The following is a 15,752-nucleotide window of genomic DNA, read 5'->3' as shown; positions in this document are numbered from 1 at the left end:
ACCAGAGAATAGTAACAATGTCTATCGACTCCCCACAGCATGCCGCTTCAGCCGGAAAAAGTGAGCTTATTTATCGGCTGGAAGAGAGGCCGCCTTTACCTCAGGCCTTATTTGCAGCCTGTCAGCATTTGTTGGCGATGTTTGTTGCGGTCATCACGCCAGCCCTGCTGATTTGTCAGGCGTTAGGATTGCCCGCTCAGGATACCCAGCACATTGTCAGTATGTCGCTGTTCGCTTCTGGGGTTGCCTCCATTTTGCAAATAAAAACATGGGGTCCGGTCGGTTCTGGCCTGCTGTCTATTCAGGGCACCAGCTTCAATTTTGTCACACCGCTGATCATGGGTGGGCTGGCGCTGAAAAATGGCGGTGCCGATGTAAAAACCATGATGGCGGCGCTGTTTGGTACATTGATGCTGGCGTCCTGTACCGAGATGCTACTGTCACGTGTTCTGCACCTCGCCCGCCGGATTATCACCCCACTGGTTTCAGGCATTGTCGTGATGATTATCGGTCTTTCCCTGATTCAGGTTGGCCTGACGTCCATTGGCGGCGGCTTCGCTGCAATGAGCAATCACACCTTTGGTGCGCCAAAGAATCTGTTACTGGCGGGAGCAGTCCTGCTGGTGATTGTTTTACTTAATCGCCAGAAAAATCCTTATCTCCGCGTGGCGTCGCTGGTGATTGCAATGGCCGTCGGCTATCTGCTGGCGTGGCTGATGGGCATGCTGCATGAAAACGACACCACGCCCCAGCGTGCGCTGATTGCTGTGCCTGTGCCTTTCTCCTATGGACTGGGCATCGACTGGCATTTGCTGGTCCCGTTGATGCTGGTTTTTATGGTGACGTCACTGGAAACCATTGGCGATATTACTGCGACTTCAGATGTCTCTGAACAGCCAGTTAGTGGCCCGCTGTACATGAAGCGTCTGAAAGGCGGTGTACTGGCAAACGGGCTGAACTCCTGCGTCTCTGCCCTGTTCAACACTTTCCCTAACTCCTGCTTTGGTCAGAACAACGGTGTTATTCAGCTAACGGGCGTCGCCAGTCGTTATGTGGGATTTATCGTGGCGTTGATGCTGATTGTGCTGGGCCTTTTCCCGGCAGTCAGTGCCTTTGTTCAGCATATACCTGAGCCGATTCTGGGTGGAGCAACTATTGTGATGTTTGGTACTATTGCCGCGTCCGGCGTGCGTATTGTGTCACGAGAACCGTTGAATCGCCGGGCGATCATGATTATTGCGCTGTCGCTGGCTGTCGGCCTGGGCATTTCTCAGCAACCGCTGATCCTGCAATTTGCACCTGAGTGGCTAAAAACGCTGTTCTCCTCCGGCATCGCGGCGGGCGGCATCACTGCAATCATTCTGAATCTGCTGTTGCCACAGGAAAAATAATCTCTTCTTTTACAATAGCGGCGAAAAGTCCACGGGCTGCCGCCGTCATCTCCCGGTTGAGCTTCGATGATAAATCAGGCATAAAAATCCCCTACCGAACGATTTGAGGAACGGATGCAATGAAATTTATCGGAAAAACTTTGCTGACGATACTGCTGTTGATAATTCTGGCAGTGGTTGCGATATACGTGCTGGCGCAGACCCGTTGGGGGAGTAGTTGGATTAGCCGGGCCGTTAGCCAACATACCGATTATCAAATTACATTCTCGAAGTTAAAGCACGATTTTTCCGAACCTGGCCACGTTGTCCTAAATGATGTTTCCTTCGGCCTTAAAACCCGGCCCGCCATTGTGGTTGCCAAAAAAATCGATTTGGGACTGACCGGCGCGCAGTTTTTCAGGCCGCTGCATTTTGCCAGCATCTGGCTGGAAAATGGCACGATCAATATCAACGATAACGGCCATCTTCTGGCCCTGTCAGCTGACAGGCTGCAGTTCAATAAGATGATTATCAATCATTCGGACAGCCATTTACCGCTGGCTGCCACACGCGTTGATGGCGGAATTTTACCGTGGCAACCCGTGGCTGGCGATCTTATCGGTAACGATACCCGTTTTCAGCTCAGTGCAGGTTCACTCGAGGTGAATGGTGTTACCGCCACCAATGTCCTGTTACAGGGAAATAAAAACCTTCATCAGCTGGTGATAAGCAGCTTTGGCGCGGACGTGGCGCTCGGATCTGTCACCACCAGTGCACAGCGCGACGCTCAGGGTAACTGGCAGGTTTCGGCGTTGAGGCTGAACAATATCCGCTTGCAGAGCGAGCGGCCGCTTTCCGATTTGTTGACGCCACTGGCATCACATCCTTCCATTCGTTTTGATCGTATTGAGGTAACCGACGCCAGGCTGGAGGGGAAAGACTGGGCAGTAACGGATCTCGATTTAGCGCTAAAAAATATTACGCTGCGTAACGGCGACTGGCAAAGCAATGACGGTTCACTCTCCATGAATGCCAGTAGCTTTGTTAACGGTAGTCTGGAACTGAACGATCCGATTGTTAACCTCGTCTTCTCTCCGCAGGACATTACGCTGAAACAGTTCAGTTCACGCTGGGTAAACGGGCTGATTCGTACCTCGGGCAAGTGGACGCGCGCGGATAAAAAACTCACCCTTGATGAGGCAGCAGTAGCCGGTATCGAATACACGCTGCCACAAAACTGGCGCGACCACTGGATGGCCTCACTGCCAGAATGGCTGCACAGTGTGCAAGTGACCAGGATGGTGGCCAATCGCAATCTGCTTATCGATATCAACCCTGACTTTCCGTTCCAGCTTACTTCTCTGGAGGGGAATGGCAGCAATGTGCTGATAGCCCGTGATCGTCAGTGGGGGATTTGGTCAGGTAGTCTTAGCTTTAATGCCGCAGAGGCAACGTTCAATCGCGTGGATGTGCGCCACCCGTCACTCTCTCTTAACGCAGGCGACAACGGCATCAACGTAACCGAAATGAGTGCTTTTACCCATAATGGCATGCTGGAAAGCCTGGCAACCGTTACTCAACAGCCCGACCGCAGGCTGTCATTAACCTTGAATGGGCGCAACGTGCCTGTCAATCTACTCCACGACTGGGGGTGGCCAACGTTGCCCCTGAGCGGAGAAGGCAATCTCCAACTGAAGATTCAGAGCAGCCTGGCGGCCAATGTATCATTGAAATCTGCCACTAACGGCACATTGCTTGTTACCGCTGGCGATAAAACGCTACAGCAAAGCATGACGGCAGGCCAGGTGGCTGGCGCACAATAATCATTTAAAGGTATCATCCGCCTTTTTGCGGAATAACCATGCTGACCAACTCTTCAACACGCCTGAATAAATACATCAGTGAAAGTGGGATTTGCTCTCGCCGTGATGCCGATCGTTACATTGAACAAGGCAACGTTTTCATCAATGGTAAACGCGCCTCGGTAGGCGATCAGGTGCATGTCGGTGATGCGGTGAAAGTCAACGGTCAGCTTATTGAGGCACGAGATGCAGAAGACCTGGTACTTATAGTGCTCAATAAACCCGTCGGTATCATTACCACCATGGAAGAAGGCGAGCGCGATAACATTAGTGATTTCGTTAATCACAGCAAGCGCGTTTTTCCTATTGGCCGCCTTGATAAAGATTCTCAGGGACTCATTTTCCTGACCAATCACGGCGATCTAGTAAATAAGATCCTGCGGGCCGGGAACAATCACGAAAAAGAGTATGTGGTCACGGTTAATAAGCTGATAACCGATGAATTTATTGCCGGGATGGGCGCTGGTGTGCCTATGCTGGGAACGGTAACAAAAAAATGCAAGGTGAAAAAAGAAGCACCGTTTGTCTTTCGCATTACCCTGGTGCAGGGTCTGAACCGGCAAATTCGTCGGATGTGCAAGCACTTCGGTTATGAAGTGACAAAACTTGAACGCACCAGAATTATGAACGTCAGCCTGAAAGGACTCCCCCTCGGAGAATGGCGCGATCTGACCGACGATGAGTTGACCGAGCTGTTCCGCTTGCTGGAGAATTCCTCGTCCGAAGTGCCCACGGCGAAAAAAACGAAACCCCGGCCCGCTACCGCGAAAAACAGCAGCGGGGCTAAGTCCGTTGATAAAGCCTCCGGCAATTCCACTGCCCGTAAACGCTTTGCTCAACCGGGACGTAAGAAAAAAGGGCGCTGATTCAGCGCCGGATCATATTGGCGAACCACCCTGCTCTAAGGTCACTTCTGCGTCGGGCGGCAGGACCATATATACCCCCTCAAACACCGCTCCGCAGACATCATTCCCCAACAGTTCCACTTTCAGTTGCACGCGAGCCTTGCGGCCACGAGCCAGGCGGCCCAGATCACCACTCAGCGAACCTAAATCGGCCACTGCCGCAGGCTTACCGACAACCGGGCGGTGATAGCGAATATGCGCATCGACCAGGATGATGGTCCCGCCCAGATGCTGCTCGCGCAACAGCAGCCAGATAAGCCCCCAGCCGGTCAGCGTAGCTATTGAGAACAGACTGCCGGCAAACAGCGTATGATGTGGATTCTGATTACCGATCTCCGGCATGGTCGTCACAAATTTCTGCCCGGTATATTGCTGAATACGTACTCCCATTTTTTCGCTAAGGGGAATATGCTCATACCATGCCTGCTGCAGCTGACCGCACCAGTCGGCACGATGCAAGATATCGTCCAGGGTAATCACTGGCTTAATCATCAGAAAATGGCGTACCGGTGTGGTTTGCGGCGCGGTAACTTCGCCCTCGTTGACATAGCCCAGCCTGGCGAAAAAAGCCTCTGTGCCTTCCCGGGCGCTGCAGACCACACGTTTGACCCCTTCCTGTCGTGCTACTGATTCCAGCGTCATTGCCACCAGGGTCCCCAACCCTTTGCCCTGGGCAGAAGGATGTACCGCTAAAAAGCGTATTGCCGCTTCATTGTCCGCATTAATGTAAAGCCGGCCAACGGCCACCGGGTCGCCCTGCTCATCAACCACCATCTGATGGTGCGCCAGCGCATCCCAGGCGTCCCGCTCAGAACCAGGTGGCTGATGCAGGGGCTTACGCAGCATTTCCCAGCGAAATTGATAGTAGCTGTCCAGCTCTTCCGCTGTTTCAGGAACCCGAAGATGATACATAAATGATTCTCTCTAAAAACCCGATTTAGCCATGTGTTGTTAAACCCGCATGGTGTTTAAACCTGTAGCCAAAAAGTGACCGGACCATCGTTAACCAGGGCAACTTTCATATCAGCAGCGAACCGCCCCGTATCAGTGTTTATGCCTTTTTCGCGGCAGCAGCCAGCGAAATACTCATAGAGACGCGCGGCTTCTGCTGGTTCTGCACCGCGCGAAAACCCAGGTCGCGTCCCTTTTTGCGTATCTGCCACCAGCGTAAATTGTGGCACAACCAGCAGGCTACCATTTGCCTGCTGGACATTAAGGTTCATTTTACCGTGTTCATCGCTGAAAACGCGGTAGCCCAGCACACGTTCACATAGTCGATGCGCTTTTTGCTCATCGTCTCCTTTTTCCACACCCAGTAAGATAAGCAATCCAGGTCCGATTTCCCCGATAGTTTGCCCATCAACCTTTACGCTGGCACTTTGTGCTCGTTGAATTAACGCTATCATGATGAGTGGCCTTGTTGTTCCTTTTCCTGCTGCTCTGCCAGACGATTATCCCCAAGCGTTACCGTTATTTCCGCGCCCAGTAAAACAATACACCAGGTCCAGTAGACCCACAGAAAAAGGATGGGAATAACGGCTATGACACCATAAATAAGCTGATAGGATGGAAACATCGTCACGTAGAGAGCAAACGCCTTTTTACCCAGCTCAAATAACAACCCTGCAACCAGTGCGCCAACCAGCGAATCACGGCCCGCAACCTGACGCGTGGGAACAATGCTGTACAGTAACCAGAACGCAAGCCAGGAGAGCAACAGTGGGAAAATCCGTAATCCATAATCAATCAGCCAACTGACACCCGTTACCGATGCCCAGTGCAATGACAAGAGATAGGAGCTGATCGCCAGACTGGTCCCCGCCAGCAGCGGCCCCAGAGTCAGGATCATCCAGTATACGGCAAAGGAGTAGACTAGGGGTCTTTTACGCTGGCTGCGCCAGATAGTGTTAAGCGCGGTATCAATGGAATACATCAACAATAGCGAGGTGACCACCAGCCCGCAAGCGCCGACGGTGGTCATTTTATTGACGTTAGCCACAAACTGTTCAAGATAGCTCTGGATGGCCGTGCCTGAGGCCGGAACAAAATTATTGAAGATAAACGCCTTCAGCTGGCCACTGGCCGTAGAAAAAGCAGGGAAAGCAGCAAATAAGGCGAATACCAACGCCACCAGCGGCACCAGTGACAGCAGCGAAACATAGGCCAGATTGCCAGCCAGCGTAGTCATGCCATCTTCATTAATTCTCTGCCAAAGCAGTTTAAGCCACGACCAGAATCGCAACAGTCCAGTACGTTGGGGGCGAGGTTGGTCTGGCATCACTGATTTTCAGCAAAAAAAGCCGGAATGACACTGGCGTCGGTTACATGGATGCTGTTGATTCCCAGCGTACGGGCACCTTCAATATTTTCAAGGTTGTCATCGAAGAAAATCGTCTGTTCAGCACTGAAGCCCTCTTCAGCCAGTACCCGCTGATAGATACCCGCTTCAGGTTTGCGCATTCCCATTTCCTGCGAGAGATAAATTTTATCGGCAGCGTCCTGTATTTCGGGATACTCATCAGACCAGAAGCAACAGTGCAAACGATTGGTGTTGGAGAGAATAACCACGCGCTCCCCTTTTTCCCGCAGCGTTTTCATCATCTGAAGCACGTCAGGGCGTACACCGACAAAAATTGCCTGCCAGCCCGCAGTGAACTGTTCGAAGCTCAGAGCAAGCCCCAGATCCTCACACATCTTTCCGGCAAATTCTTCATCACTAAGTTCCCCGCGCTCGTGCCGATGCACATTTTCACCCAGCGTGAAATTACTTTGCAGCGTGGCAAGCGGCACGCGTCCCAGATCGCTCCATACTCCCAGAACCCGGTTGAAATCAATATCAACAATGACGTTACCTAAATCAAAGATATACAACATGGTCATCTCCTTTTGTTCCGGTAAGTTGTTCACTCTAGCGGTAAAATAGAAGCCTGAACAGATAAGGAATTTGAAAACTGGAAGGAAGATTCCGTGGGATGAAAAAACAGGGCCAGTCTGTGCTGGCCCTGGATAACAGCATAATGACGCGATTAAAAATCTTTGCTGCCGCGCATTGCGCGTTTACGATCATTTTCAGTCAGGTGACGTTTACGGATACGGACAGAAAGTGGGGTAACTTCCACCAGTTCGTCATCATCAATAAATTCAATCGCCTGCTCAAGCGTCATTTTAATGGCCGGCACCAGGGTGGTGGCCTCATCCGTACCAGAAGCACGCATGTTGGTCAGCTTTTTACCAGTCAGGCAGTTGACCGTCAGGTCGTTAGAACGACTATGAATACCAATAATCTGACCTTCATAGACCTCTGCACCGTGTCCCAGGAACAGCTTACCGCGATCCTGCAAACCAAAGAGGGCAAACGCCACCGCTTTACCCTGACCGTTAGAGATCAGCACGCCGTTCTGGCGCTGGCCCACGTCACCCGGACGAATATCATCGTAGTGGCTGAAGGTGGAGTACAGCAGACCCGTACCGGAAGTCATGGTCATGAATTCGTTACGGAAGCCAATCAGACCACGGCTTGGAATAACATAATCCAGACGCACACGGCCTTTACCATCCGGGTTCATGTTTTTCATGTCGGCTTTACGTTCACCCATCGCCTGCATCACGGCACCCTGATGCTGTTCTTCAATATCTAGGGTGACGTTTTCGAAAGGCTCCTGTTTACGGCCTTCGAATTCGCGGAAAATAACTTTTGGACGGGATACCGCCAGTTCGAAACCTTCACGGCGCATGTTTTCGATTAGAACCGACAGGTGCAGCTCACCACGGCCAGAAACGCGGAAGGCATCAGCATCGGCAGTTTCTTCAACACGCAGCGCCACGTTGTGCACCAGCTCTTTATTCAGACGATCAAGGATCTGACGTGAGGTTACAAACTTTCCTTCTTTACCGCAGAAAGGAGAGGTGTTGACGTTAAAGAACATAGTAACAGTGGGTTCATCAACGCTCAGTGCTGGCAGCGCCTGCACATTCTGAGGATCGCAGATGGTGTCAGAGATATTCAGCTCGCCCAGACCGGTAATGGCGATGATATCGCCCGCTTCCGCCTCGGTCGCATCAATACGCTCCAGACCAAGGTGAGTCAGGACTTTACCCACTTTACCATTGCGGATTTTCCCTTCGCTATCAACGATAGTGACCTGCTGGTTTGGCTTCACTTTACCACGCTTAATGCGGCCAATGCCGATTACACCAACATAGTTGTTGTAATCCAGCTGGGATATCTGCATCTGGAACGGTGCAGCAGCCTCAACCTGCGGAGGAGAAACGTGCTTCACGATGGCTTCGTACAGCGGGGTCATATCTTCTGCCATATCGGTATGTTCAAGACCAGCAATACCATTCAGCGCAGAGGCATAAATAACCGGAAAATCGAGCTGATCGTCGGTTGCATCCAGGTTAACGAACAGATCAAACACTTGATCCACGACCCAGTCAGGGCGAGCGCCCGGGCGGTCAACTTTGTTGATAACCACGATCGGCCTCAAGCCATTAGCAAATGCTTTTTTGGTCACGAAACGGGTTTGCGGCATTGGGCCATCCATTGCATCCACAACCAGCAGCACCGAGTCAACCATTGACATCACACGTTCAACCTCACCACCGAAGTCGGCGTGTCCTGGGGTATCAACGATATTGATGCGATAGTCTTTCCATTTAATGGCGGTGTTTTTTGCGAGGATGGTAATCCCACGCTCTTTCTCCAAATCGTTGGAGTCCATTACGCGTTCAGTTGTTTCAGCACGGGCGTCAAAGGTCCCGGACTGCTGGAGTAACTTATCAACCAGGGTAGTTTTACCGTGGTCAACGTGGGCAATAATGGCGATGTTACGCAAATTTTCGATCACAGCTTTGCCTCAGGCATTAGAAATAGCGCACTATTGTACACGGGTTAATCGAAGGACTGAACAGGATCACAAATATCAATTAAAGATTACTGTCAGGTTAATGCCGATCATTTAAGGATCGGTTGACCGATCCGGTTTATGCGGTAAAAAGGGTTCTATGTTCATCATGGAACCCTTTTTAAATGGAACTTTCCCAGGCCCTCGGCATCATCAATGCCGCCACTCCTGAGCGCGCCCGTAGTCTCGCCGACCTTATTCCTCCCGAGCTTATTCAGCAGGCGCTCACCCTGACCGATACCGTTACTTTGCGTAAACGTAAACTTTCCCTCGAATCCATGATTTGGCTTGTCGTTGGGATGTCCATTTTTTGCGATCGTCCGATGACCGAAATCGTCAATCTGATGGATATTACTGACCGGACCGGAGCTCCTTTTACCGCACGCAGCGCTGTCATTCAGCGCCGTAAGACTCTGGGTGAAAATGCAGTGCGGGAGCTTTTTGATATCACACAGCAGCACTGGAATCAGCAGGCTGCACATCCAAAATGGCACGGTCTGAATCTGTTTGCTGTCGACGGCGTGGTCTGGCGTACCGCCGATACGCCGGAAAACAGAGCCGTCTTCAGTAAACACAGCAGCCAGTACGGCGAAGGCGGCTATCCTCAGGTGCGAATGGTTTGTCTGATGGAGCTGAGCAGCCATCTGATCGCCGCCAGTGCATTCGACAGTGAAAAAGTCAGTGAAATGCGGCTGGCTGAGCACCTGACGGAGAAAACCCCGAATAACAGTATCACCCTGTTCGATAAGGGATTTTATTCGATGGGTCTGCTTCATCACTGGCAGACAGCAGGAGAACACCGTCACTGGTTGTTGCCGTTGAAAAAACACGTACAGTATCAGGTGGTTCGCCGTTTGGGGCGTGGAGATGAACTGATATGCCTGAAAACCAGTCCACGAGCCAGGAAGCAATGGCCAGGGGTCCCGGAAGAAATGGTGGCAAGACTGCTGACCCGCAGGGTAGACGGTAAAGAGAGGCAGGTGCTGACGTCACTGACAGACCCGAATCGCTATCCGGGTAAAGATATCAGCGAGCTATATCGCCACCGCTGGGAAACAGAACTGGGCTACCGGGAAGCAAAGCAGGGTATGCTGGACAGCCGGTGGACATTACGCAGTCGCCTGCCGGAGCTGGTGAGACAGGAGCTATGGGGGGTACTGCTGGCTTATAACCTGGTGCGATATCAGATGGTGCAGATGGCGTTCCATCTGAAAGGAGATTACCTGCCTTACCAGCTGAGCTTCAGTGGAGCGATAAGCGAAATAATCCGGATGCTGATAACCCTGCCCTGGGCTTCGCCGGGAAAAATGCCGGGAGAACTGAGAACCCTGTATGAACAGGCGAAATGGCTTGTGTTACCGGGTAGAAGAGAGCGAAGTTACCCGAGAGAGTTGAGGGTAAAGAGCAGGAAATATCCGGATAAAAAGGTTGCTGGTCACCTTAAGTGACCAGCATTAACTGTCAGGTTGCTTTTTTAGCCATTTACAGTGCAATACAATCGCACTGGTCACAAAATGCACCGTAATGGTGCGATAAGTATACTTAATAGCACCATTACGGTGCTAAAAATCCATCATGGTGCAGGCTCCGGTTTACCAGAGTGCGCATCATACCGCTTTTTCAGCATATTTAAGAAAGTTGGCATAAATTTCGCTTTAATTTAAGTAAGCAAAAGATATCGGTTTCCGTATTTAAAGTTGGTAGCTTGTCAGTGTTCTTTCTATCGGATAACTGTGCCTTAAGGGGCAAAAATGTGAGCCGTAGCGAGCTCTGGCCACGACGAAAATGACATAATCCAGGAGAGTTAAGTATGTCCGCTGAACACGTTCTGTCGATGATGAACGAGCACGAAGTTAAATTTGTTGATCTGCGTTTTACCGATACCAAGGGCAAAGAGCAGCACGTCACTATCCCCGCTCATCAGGTGAACGCTGACTTTTTCGAAGAGGGCAAAATGTTTGATGGCTCTTCGATTGGTGGCTGGAAAGGCATTAACGAATCCGATATGGTCCTGATGCCAGATGCCAGCACCGCCGTTATCGATCCTTTCTTTGAAGATGCTACGCTGATTATCCGCTGTGACATTCTTGAGCCAGGCACCATGCAAGGCTATGACCGTGACCCGCGTTCAATTGCTAAACGTGCTGAAGACTTCCTGCGCTCTTCCGGTATCGCCGACACCGTGCTGTTTGGACCAGAACCTGAGTTTTTCCTGTTTGACGACGTACGTTTCGGTGCAACCACGTCGGGTTCCCATGTTGCTATCGACGATATTGAAGCTGCCTGGAACACGGGTAAAGAATATGAAGGTGGCAACAAAGGCCACCGCCCCGGTCTGAAAGGCGGCTACTTCCCGGTTCCTCCGGTCGACTCTTCACAGGACATCCGTTCTGCTATGTGTCTTACCATGGAGCAAATGGGCCTTGTCGTTGAAGCTCACCACCATGAAGTGGCGACCGCAGGTCAGAACGAAGTGGCGACCCGCTTCAACACCATGACCAAAAAAGCCGACGAAATTCAGATCTACAAGTACGTTGTGCACAACATCGCCCACGCTTACGGCAAAACCGCAACCTTTATGCCAAAACCTATTTTTGGTGATAATGGTTCCGGTATGCACTGCCACATGTCCCTTTCTAAAGACGGCAACAATCTGTTCTCTGGTGACAAGTACGGCGGCCTGTCTGAAACCGCGCTGTTCTATATTGGCGGTGTTATTAAACACGCTAAAGCGATCAACGCGCTGTCTAACCCAACCACCAACTCTTATAAGCGTCTGGTTCCAGGTTATGAAGCACCTGTTATGCTGGCGTATTCTGCGCGTAACCGCTCTGCTTCAATCCGTATCCCAGTGGTTGCCAGCCCGAAAGCACGTCGTATCGAAGCACGCTTCCCCGATCCGGCCGCTAACCCTTACCTGTGCTTCTCTGCCCTTCTGATGGCTGGCCTGGACGGCATCATCAACAAAATCCATCCTGGCGACGCGATGGACAAAAACCTGTACGACCTGCCTCCTGAAGAAGAAGCGGAGATTCCAAAAGTGGCAGGTTCACTGGAAGAAGCACTGAATGCACTGAACGAAGATCGCGAGTTCCTGACCCGCGGCGGCGTATTCACTGATGACACCATTGATGCCTACATCGAACTGCGTAAAACCGAACTGGATCGCGTTCGTATGACGCCACATCCTGTTGAGTTCGAGCTGTACTACAGTGTTTAATCGCCGTTGTAAGTCTGGCAGAAAGCTTGCCACAAGGGTCGGCTGACATACGCTTCGCCAACTATCGTGGCCGTGGAAATTTCGCCCATCTTCGGATGGGTTTTTTTCACCACAGCTTCATCGTCCAGGATAACGATTTCTGGGCAGAAGACTATAATGCACCAAAAAAGTGCAGGAGAAAGCTGTATGGCAACAGGCACGCTGCCCGATGCTGGGCAGATTCTCAACTCTCTCATTAACAGTATATTGTTGATCGACAGTGAACTGGTTGTGCACTACGCCAATCCAGCGGCACAGCAGCTGTTAGCGCAAAGCTCCCGCAAGCTTTTCGGTACCCCGCTCCCGGAACTGATGGGATATTTTTCGTTAAATATTGACGTGATGCGCGAGAGCCTCAACGCAGGCCAAGGTTTCACCGACAGTGAAGTCACCTTAGTGGTCGACAGTCGTGCGCATATTATGTCGTTAACCGCACAGCGCCTGCCGGACGGCTTAATCCTGCTTGAAATGGCGCCGATGGATAATCAGCGTCGTCTCAGCCAGGAACAGATTCAACATACCCAGCAGGCGGCAGCCCGGGATCTTGTACGGGGACTGGCACATGAAATTAAAAATCCGCTGGGAGGGTTACGCGGAGCCGCCCAGTTACTGGCGAAAGCACTCCCCGATCCATCGTTAACCGAGTATACCAGGGTGATCATTGAGCAGGCCGATCGCCTGCGTAATCTGGTTGATCGCCTGCTGGGCCCACAACAGCCCGGCATGCACATTACGCAAAGTATCCATCAGGTCGCCGAACGCGTGGTCAATCTCGTGTCAATGGAGCTGCCCGATAATGTCACGCTGGTTCGCGATTACGACCCGAGTCTGCCTGAGCTGCCACACGATCCGGAACAAATCGAGCAGGTCCTGCTCAACGTTGTTCGTAATGCGCTTCAGGCGCTGGGTGAAGAAGGCGGCAGTATTACGCTTCGTACCCGCACAGCGTTCCAGTTGACGCTGCATGGAATGCGTTACCGTTTGGTTGCGCGCATTGATGTTGAAGATAATGGTCCCGGTATCCCGGCACAATTACAGGATACGCTGTTTTATCCAATGGTCAGCGGCCGGGAAGGCGGGACCGGACTGGGCCTTTCCATCGCCCGCAACCTGATCGATCAGCATTCGGGAAAAATAGAATTCAGCAGTTGGCCCGGCCACACTGAATTTTCGGTTTATCTGCCTATTCGCCAGTGAGGTTTCTATGCAACGAGGGATAGTTTGGATCGTCGATGACGATAATTCCATCCGCTGGGTGCTTGAACGTGCGCTAACTGGAGCCGGTTTAAGCTGTGCCACTTTTGACAGCGGGAACGAGGTGCTTGATGCCCTTGCAACCAAAACCCCAGACGTTTTACTTTCAGACATTCGCATGCCAGGAATGGACGGACTGGTGCTACTTAAGCAAATCAAACAGCGTCATCCCATGCTTCCGGTGATCATTATGACTGCTCACTCTGATCTGGATGCGGCGGTGAGCGCCTATCAGCAGGGTGCCTTTGATTATCTGCCCAAGCCTTTTGATATTGATGAGGCCGTTGCGCTGGTTGAACGTGCGATCAGTCACTATCGGGAACAACAGCAGCCACGCAATCAGCCGGTCAGTGGCCCCACCACCGACATTATTGGTGAAGCGCCAGCGATGCAGGATGTGTTTCGCATTATTGGCCGCCTTTCCCGTTCCTCGATCAGCGTATTGATTAATGGCGAGTCGGGAACGGGTAAGGAATTAGTTGCTCATGCCCTGCATCGCCACAGTCCACGCGCCAAAGCGCCGTTTATTGCGTTAAATATGGCAGCGATACCCAAAGATTTGATTGAATCCGAACTGTTTGGCCATGAAAAAGGGGCATTCACCGGCGCAAATCAGATACGACAGGGGCGTTTCGAGCAGGCAGACGGCGGCACGTTGTTCCTTGATGAAATTGGGGATATGCCGCTGGATGTACAAACGCGTTTACTGCGCGTTCTGGCCGACGGGCAGTTCTATCGGGTTGGAGGCTATGCGCCCGTCAAGGTGGATGTGCGCATTATCGCCGCTACTCACCAGAATCTGGAGCTGCGTGTTCAGGAGGGGAAATTCCGTGAGGACCTGTTCCATCGCTTAAATGTAATCCGTGTGCATTTGCCCCCCCTCCGTGAGCGCCGCGAAGATATTCCTCGTTTGGCTCGTTATTTCCTGCAGGTTGCTGCACGTGAGCTGGGCGTTGAAGCAAAAATCCTGCACCCGGAAACAGAAACTGCGCTGACGCGTCTTCGCTGGTCAGGCAACGTGCGTCAGTTGGAAAATACCTGCCGCTGGCTCATCGTTATGGCCGCCGGTCAGGAAGTGTTGATACAGGATCTGCCGGGGGAATTGTTTGAGGCGGCCACACAGGAAACGCCTGGCCACTCATTACCCGATAGCTGGGCGACGCTGCTGGCGCAGTGGGCCGATCACGCGCTTCGCTCCGGCCATGAAAACCTGCTTTCAGAGACGCAGCCAGAAATGGAACGTACGCTACTTACCACAGCATTACGCCACACTCAGGGCCATAAACAGGAAGCTGCACGTCTGCTGGGGTGGGGACGCAATACGCTGACCCGCAAGCTGAAAGAATTGGGTATGGAATGAACCGATAAATTTTTCCTGACTGCACAGTTTTGATACTCAACACGCTTTACACGCGGATGTTGCCAGGTATCATTTTGCGCAGAATATTGGGAGGTATATTATGCTGGAATCAATTATTCATTTCGTTACGCAAACCGCAGAAACTGGTGCGCATACCCCGCAAACCGCGATGGCAGCAATTATGTGTGCGCTAATGCTAAATTTATTTCACTGATCCAGGGCCGGGCATTGCCCGGCCTGTGATCGACTCCCATGTATTATCAACGCCGTAACAAAAAGCACATCTTCTCTGTTATCTCCTCCTCAGCGACTGCGTTTACTCCCGGAAGGAAACGACCTGCGTACATCACTACAGAGTAAAAATGCACAGGGCTAACAGAACAAAATTCAGTGGGGTGACCGCCACCCGCGCCCCGCGAAACATGCCAGGTAATTGCACAAACTTGCAACAGGCTACAATACAGGACAGACAGCTGCGCTGTTATTTTTAACCAGGCTTGCAGCAAAATCCCTCTTCCACCTGATGCGCCAATGAATCCCATTACCCCTGAGAAACTTCACGGATGCCCGGCCTTGCCACACCCGGATCGCAGCCGGTTGATCGGCATGAATTTTCCGCGACGTCGCAGGATTTTATAAAAACATCCTTCACACGCTTTCTTAATAATTTGATGAATAATGATTTTATGAAGTTTTTATTGGAGATTGATGAGGAGAGGCCCAATAGCGCTAAACGTGCCAGTGTCGCCACGGCACAATTCCTCAAAACGCGGGACGTTCCGACCGACCAGACGCGGTTTCGCGTGGGGTTTACGTCAGCATGGAAAGCGATATT

At 51.7% G+C, this 15,752-nt stretch carries 14 protein-coding genes; 8 read left to right on the top strand and 6 right to left on the bottom strand.

Annotation, left to right across the window (positions count from 1 at the left end; all coding sequences use genetic code 11):
• The first annotated feature begins 17 nt into the window (after positions 1 to 17).
• The 3 genes from LU633_RS24410 (at position 18) to rluF (ending at position 4,098) form a co-directional block, all read left to right on the top strand.
• A complete protein-coding gene (locus tag LU633_RS24410; protein ID WP_016191355.1) occupies positions 18 to 1,391 on the top strand; it encodes a nucleobase:cation symporter-2 family protein in 1,374 nt (457 codons plus the stop codon).
• Between the two features lie 119 nt (positions 1,392 to 1,510).
• Positions 1,511 to 3,193: an AsmA family protein gene (locus LU633_RS24405; RefSeq protein WP_016191354.1), complete on the top strand. Its 1,683-nt coding sequence runs from the start codon at positions 1,511 to 1,513 to the stop codon at positions 3,191 to 3,193.
• A 38-nt stretch (positions 3,194 to 3,231) separates the two neighbouring features.
• Positions 3,232 to 4,098, top strand: coding sequence for a 23S rRNA pseudouridine(2604) synthase RluF (gene rluF / locus LU633_RS24400; protein WP_016191353.1), 867 nt, complete (start codon positions 3,232 to 3,234; stop codon positions 4,096 to 4,098).
• Between the two features lie 12 nt (positions 4,099 to 4,110).
• Here the strand turns inward: rluF and fabY are convergent, their stop codons facing one another.
• The 5 genes from fabY to typA form a co-directional block, all read right to left on the bottom strand.
• Positions 4,111 to 5,049, bottom strand: a complete 939-nt coding sequence (gene fabY / locus LU633_RS24395; RefSeq protein WP_016191352.1) for a fatty acid biosynthesis protein FabY — start codon at positions 5,047 to 5,049, stop codon at positions 4,111 to 4,113.
• A gap of 56 nt (positions 5,050 to 5,105) precedes the next feature.
• On the bottom strand, positions 5,106 to 5,543 hold the full coding sequence (gene dtd / locus LU633_RS24390; protein ID WP_016191351.1) for a D-aminoacyl-tRNA deacylase: 438 nt from the start codon (positions 5,541 to 5,543) through the stop codon (positions 5,106 to 5,108).
• Complete coding sequence (locus LU633_RS24385; RefSeq protein ID WP_016191350.1) at positions 5,540 to 6,415, bottom strand: virulence factor BrkB family protein; 876 nt, start codon at positions 6,413 to 6,415, stop codon at positions 5,540 to 5,542. Before LU633_RS24385 ends, dtd begins: the two co-directional genes overlap by 4 nt.
• Positions 6,415 to 7,011, bottom strand: a complete 597-nt coding sequence (yihX, locus tag LU633_RS24380) for a glucose-1-phosphatase (RefSeq protein WP_016191349.1) — start codon at positions 7,009 to 7,011, stop codon at positions 6,415 to 6,417. The genes LU633_RS24385 and yihX overlap by 1 nt, the downstream gene beginning before the upstream one ends.
• A 152-nt stretch (positions 7,012 to 7,163) precedes the next feature.
• Positions 7,164 to 8,987: a ribosome-dependent GTPase TypA gene (gene typA / locus LU633_RS24375; RefSeq protein ID WP_016191348.1), complete on the bottom strand. Its 1,824-nt coding sequence runs from the start codon at positions 8,985 to 8,987 to the stop codon at positions 7,164 to 7,166.
• 182 nt (positions 8,988 to 9,169) lie between these two features.
• Here typA and LU633_RS24370 point away from each other — a divergent pair, with 182 nt between their 5' ends.
• The 5 genes from LU633_RS24370 to LU633_RS24350 all read left to right on the top strand — a co-directional run bounded on the left by LU633_RS24370 (position 9,170) and on the right by LU633_RS24350 (position 15,131).
• Positions 9,170 to 10,492, top strand: coding sequence for an IS4 family transposase (locus LU633_RS24370; protein WP_046371900.1), 1,323 nt, complete (start codon positions 9,170 to 9,172; stop codon positions 10,490 to 10,492).
• Between the two features lie 362 nt (positions 10,493 to 10,854).
• On the top strand, positions 10,855 to 12,264 hold the full coding sequence (glnA, locus tag LU633_RS24365; RefSeq protein WP_016191347.1) for a glutamate--ammonia ligase: 1,410 nt from the start codon (positions 10,855 to 10,857) through the stop codon (positions 12,262 to 12,264).
• Between the two features lie 186 nt (positions 12,265 to 12,450).
• Positions 12,451 to 13,500: a nitrogen regulation protein NR(II) gene (glnL, locus tag LU633_RS24360; RefSeq protein WP_016191345.1), complete on the top strand. Its 1,050-nt coding sequence runs from the start codon at positions 12,451 to 12,453 to the stop codon at positions 13,498 to 13,500.
• Between the two features lie 7 nt (positions 13,501 to 13,507).
• Positions 13,508 to 14,917, top strand: a complete 1,410-nt coding sequence (gene glnG, locus LU633_RS24355; RefSeq protein WP_016191344.1) for a nitrogen regulation protein NR(I) — start codon at positions 13,508 to 13,510, stop codon at positions 14,915 to 14,917.
• A gap of 100 nt (positions 14,918 to 15,017) precedes the next feature.
• Entirely contained in the window at positions 15,018 to 15,131 is a 114-nt protein-coding gene (locus LU633_RS24350) for a YshB family small membrane protein (protein ID WP_152664229.1), read from the top strand.
• A 327-nt stretch (positions 15,132 to 15,458) separates the two neighbouring features.
• On the opposite strand, the gene LU633_RS24345 is transcribed toward LU633_RS24350, so the two are convergent.
• On the bottom strand, positions 15,459 to 15,668 hold the full coding sequence (locus LU633_RS24345; RefSeq protein WP_152664230.1) for a hypothetical protein: 210 nt from the start codon (positions 15,666 to 15,668) through the stop codon (positions 15,459 to 15,461).
• Positions 15,669 to 15,752: the final 84 nt, after the last annotated feature.

Origin of the sequence: Erwinia tracheiphila, from assembly GCF_021365465.1 — a bacterium.
GTDB classification, from domain to species: Bacteria; Pseudomonadota; Gammaproteobacteria; order Enterobacterales; family Enterobacteriaceae; genus Erwinia; species Erwinia tracheiphila.
The sequence above is the reverse complement of the archived record's forward strand: the minus strand, read 5'-3'. Positions and strand labels throughout refer to the sequence as shown.

Bases quoted from the DNA above. Each gene is read 5' to 3' on its own strand.
- LU633_RS24410 (WP_016191355.1), top strand. From the start codon at position 18: ATGTCTATCGACTCCCCACAGCATGCCGCTTCAGCCGGAAAAAGTGAG.
- LU633_RS24405 (WP_016191354.1), top strand. From the start codon at position 1,511: ATGAAATTTATCGGAAAAACTTTGCTGACGATACTGCTGTTGATAATT.
- rluF (WP_016191353.1), top strand. From the start codon at position 3,232: ATGCTGACCAACTCTTCAACACGCCTGAATAAATACATCAGTGAAAGT.
- fabY (WP_016191352.1), bottom strand. From the start codon at position 5,049: ATGTATCATCTTCGGGTTCCTGAAACAGCGGAAGAGCTGGACAGCTAC.
- dtd (WP_016191351.1), bottom strand. From the start codon at position 5,543: ATGATAGCGTTAATTCAACGAGCACAAAGTGCCAGCGTAAAGGTTGAT.
- LU633_RS24385 (WP_016191350.1), bottom strand. From the start codon at position 6,415: ATGCCAGACCAACCTCGCCCCCAACGTACTGGACTGTTGCGATTCTGG.
- yihX (WP_016191349.1), bottom strand. From the start codon at position 7,011: ATGTTGTATATCTTTGATTTAGGTAACGTCATTGTTGATATTGATTTC.
- LU633_RS24370 (WP_046371900.1), top strand. From the start codon at position 9,170: ATGGAACTTTCCCAGGCCCTCGGCATCATCAATGCCGCCACTCCTGAG.
- glnA (WP_016191347.1), top strand. From the start codon at position 10,855: ATGTCCGCTGAACACGTTCTGTCGATGATGAACGAGCACGAAGTTAAA.
- glnL (WP_016191345.1), top strand. From the start codon at position 12,451: ATGGCAACAGGCACGCTGCCCGATGCTGGGCAGATTCTCAACTCTCTC.
- glnG (WP_016191344.1), top strand. From the start codon at position 13,508: ATGCAACGAGGGATAGTTTGGATCGTCGATGACGATAATTCCATCCGC.
- LU633_RS24350 (WP_152664229.1), top strand. From the start codon at position 15,018: ATGCTGGAATCAATTATTCATTTCGTTACGCAAACCGCAGAAACTGGT.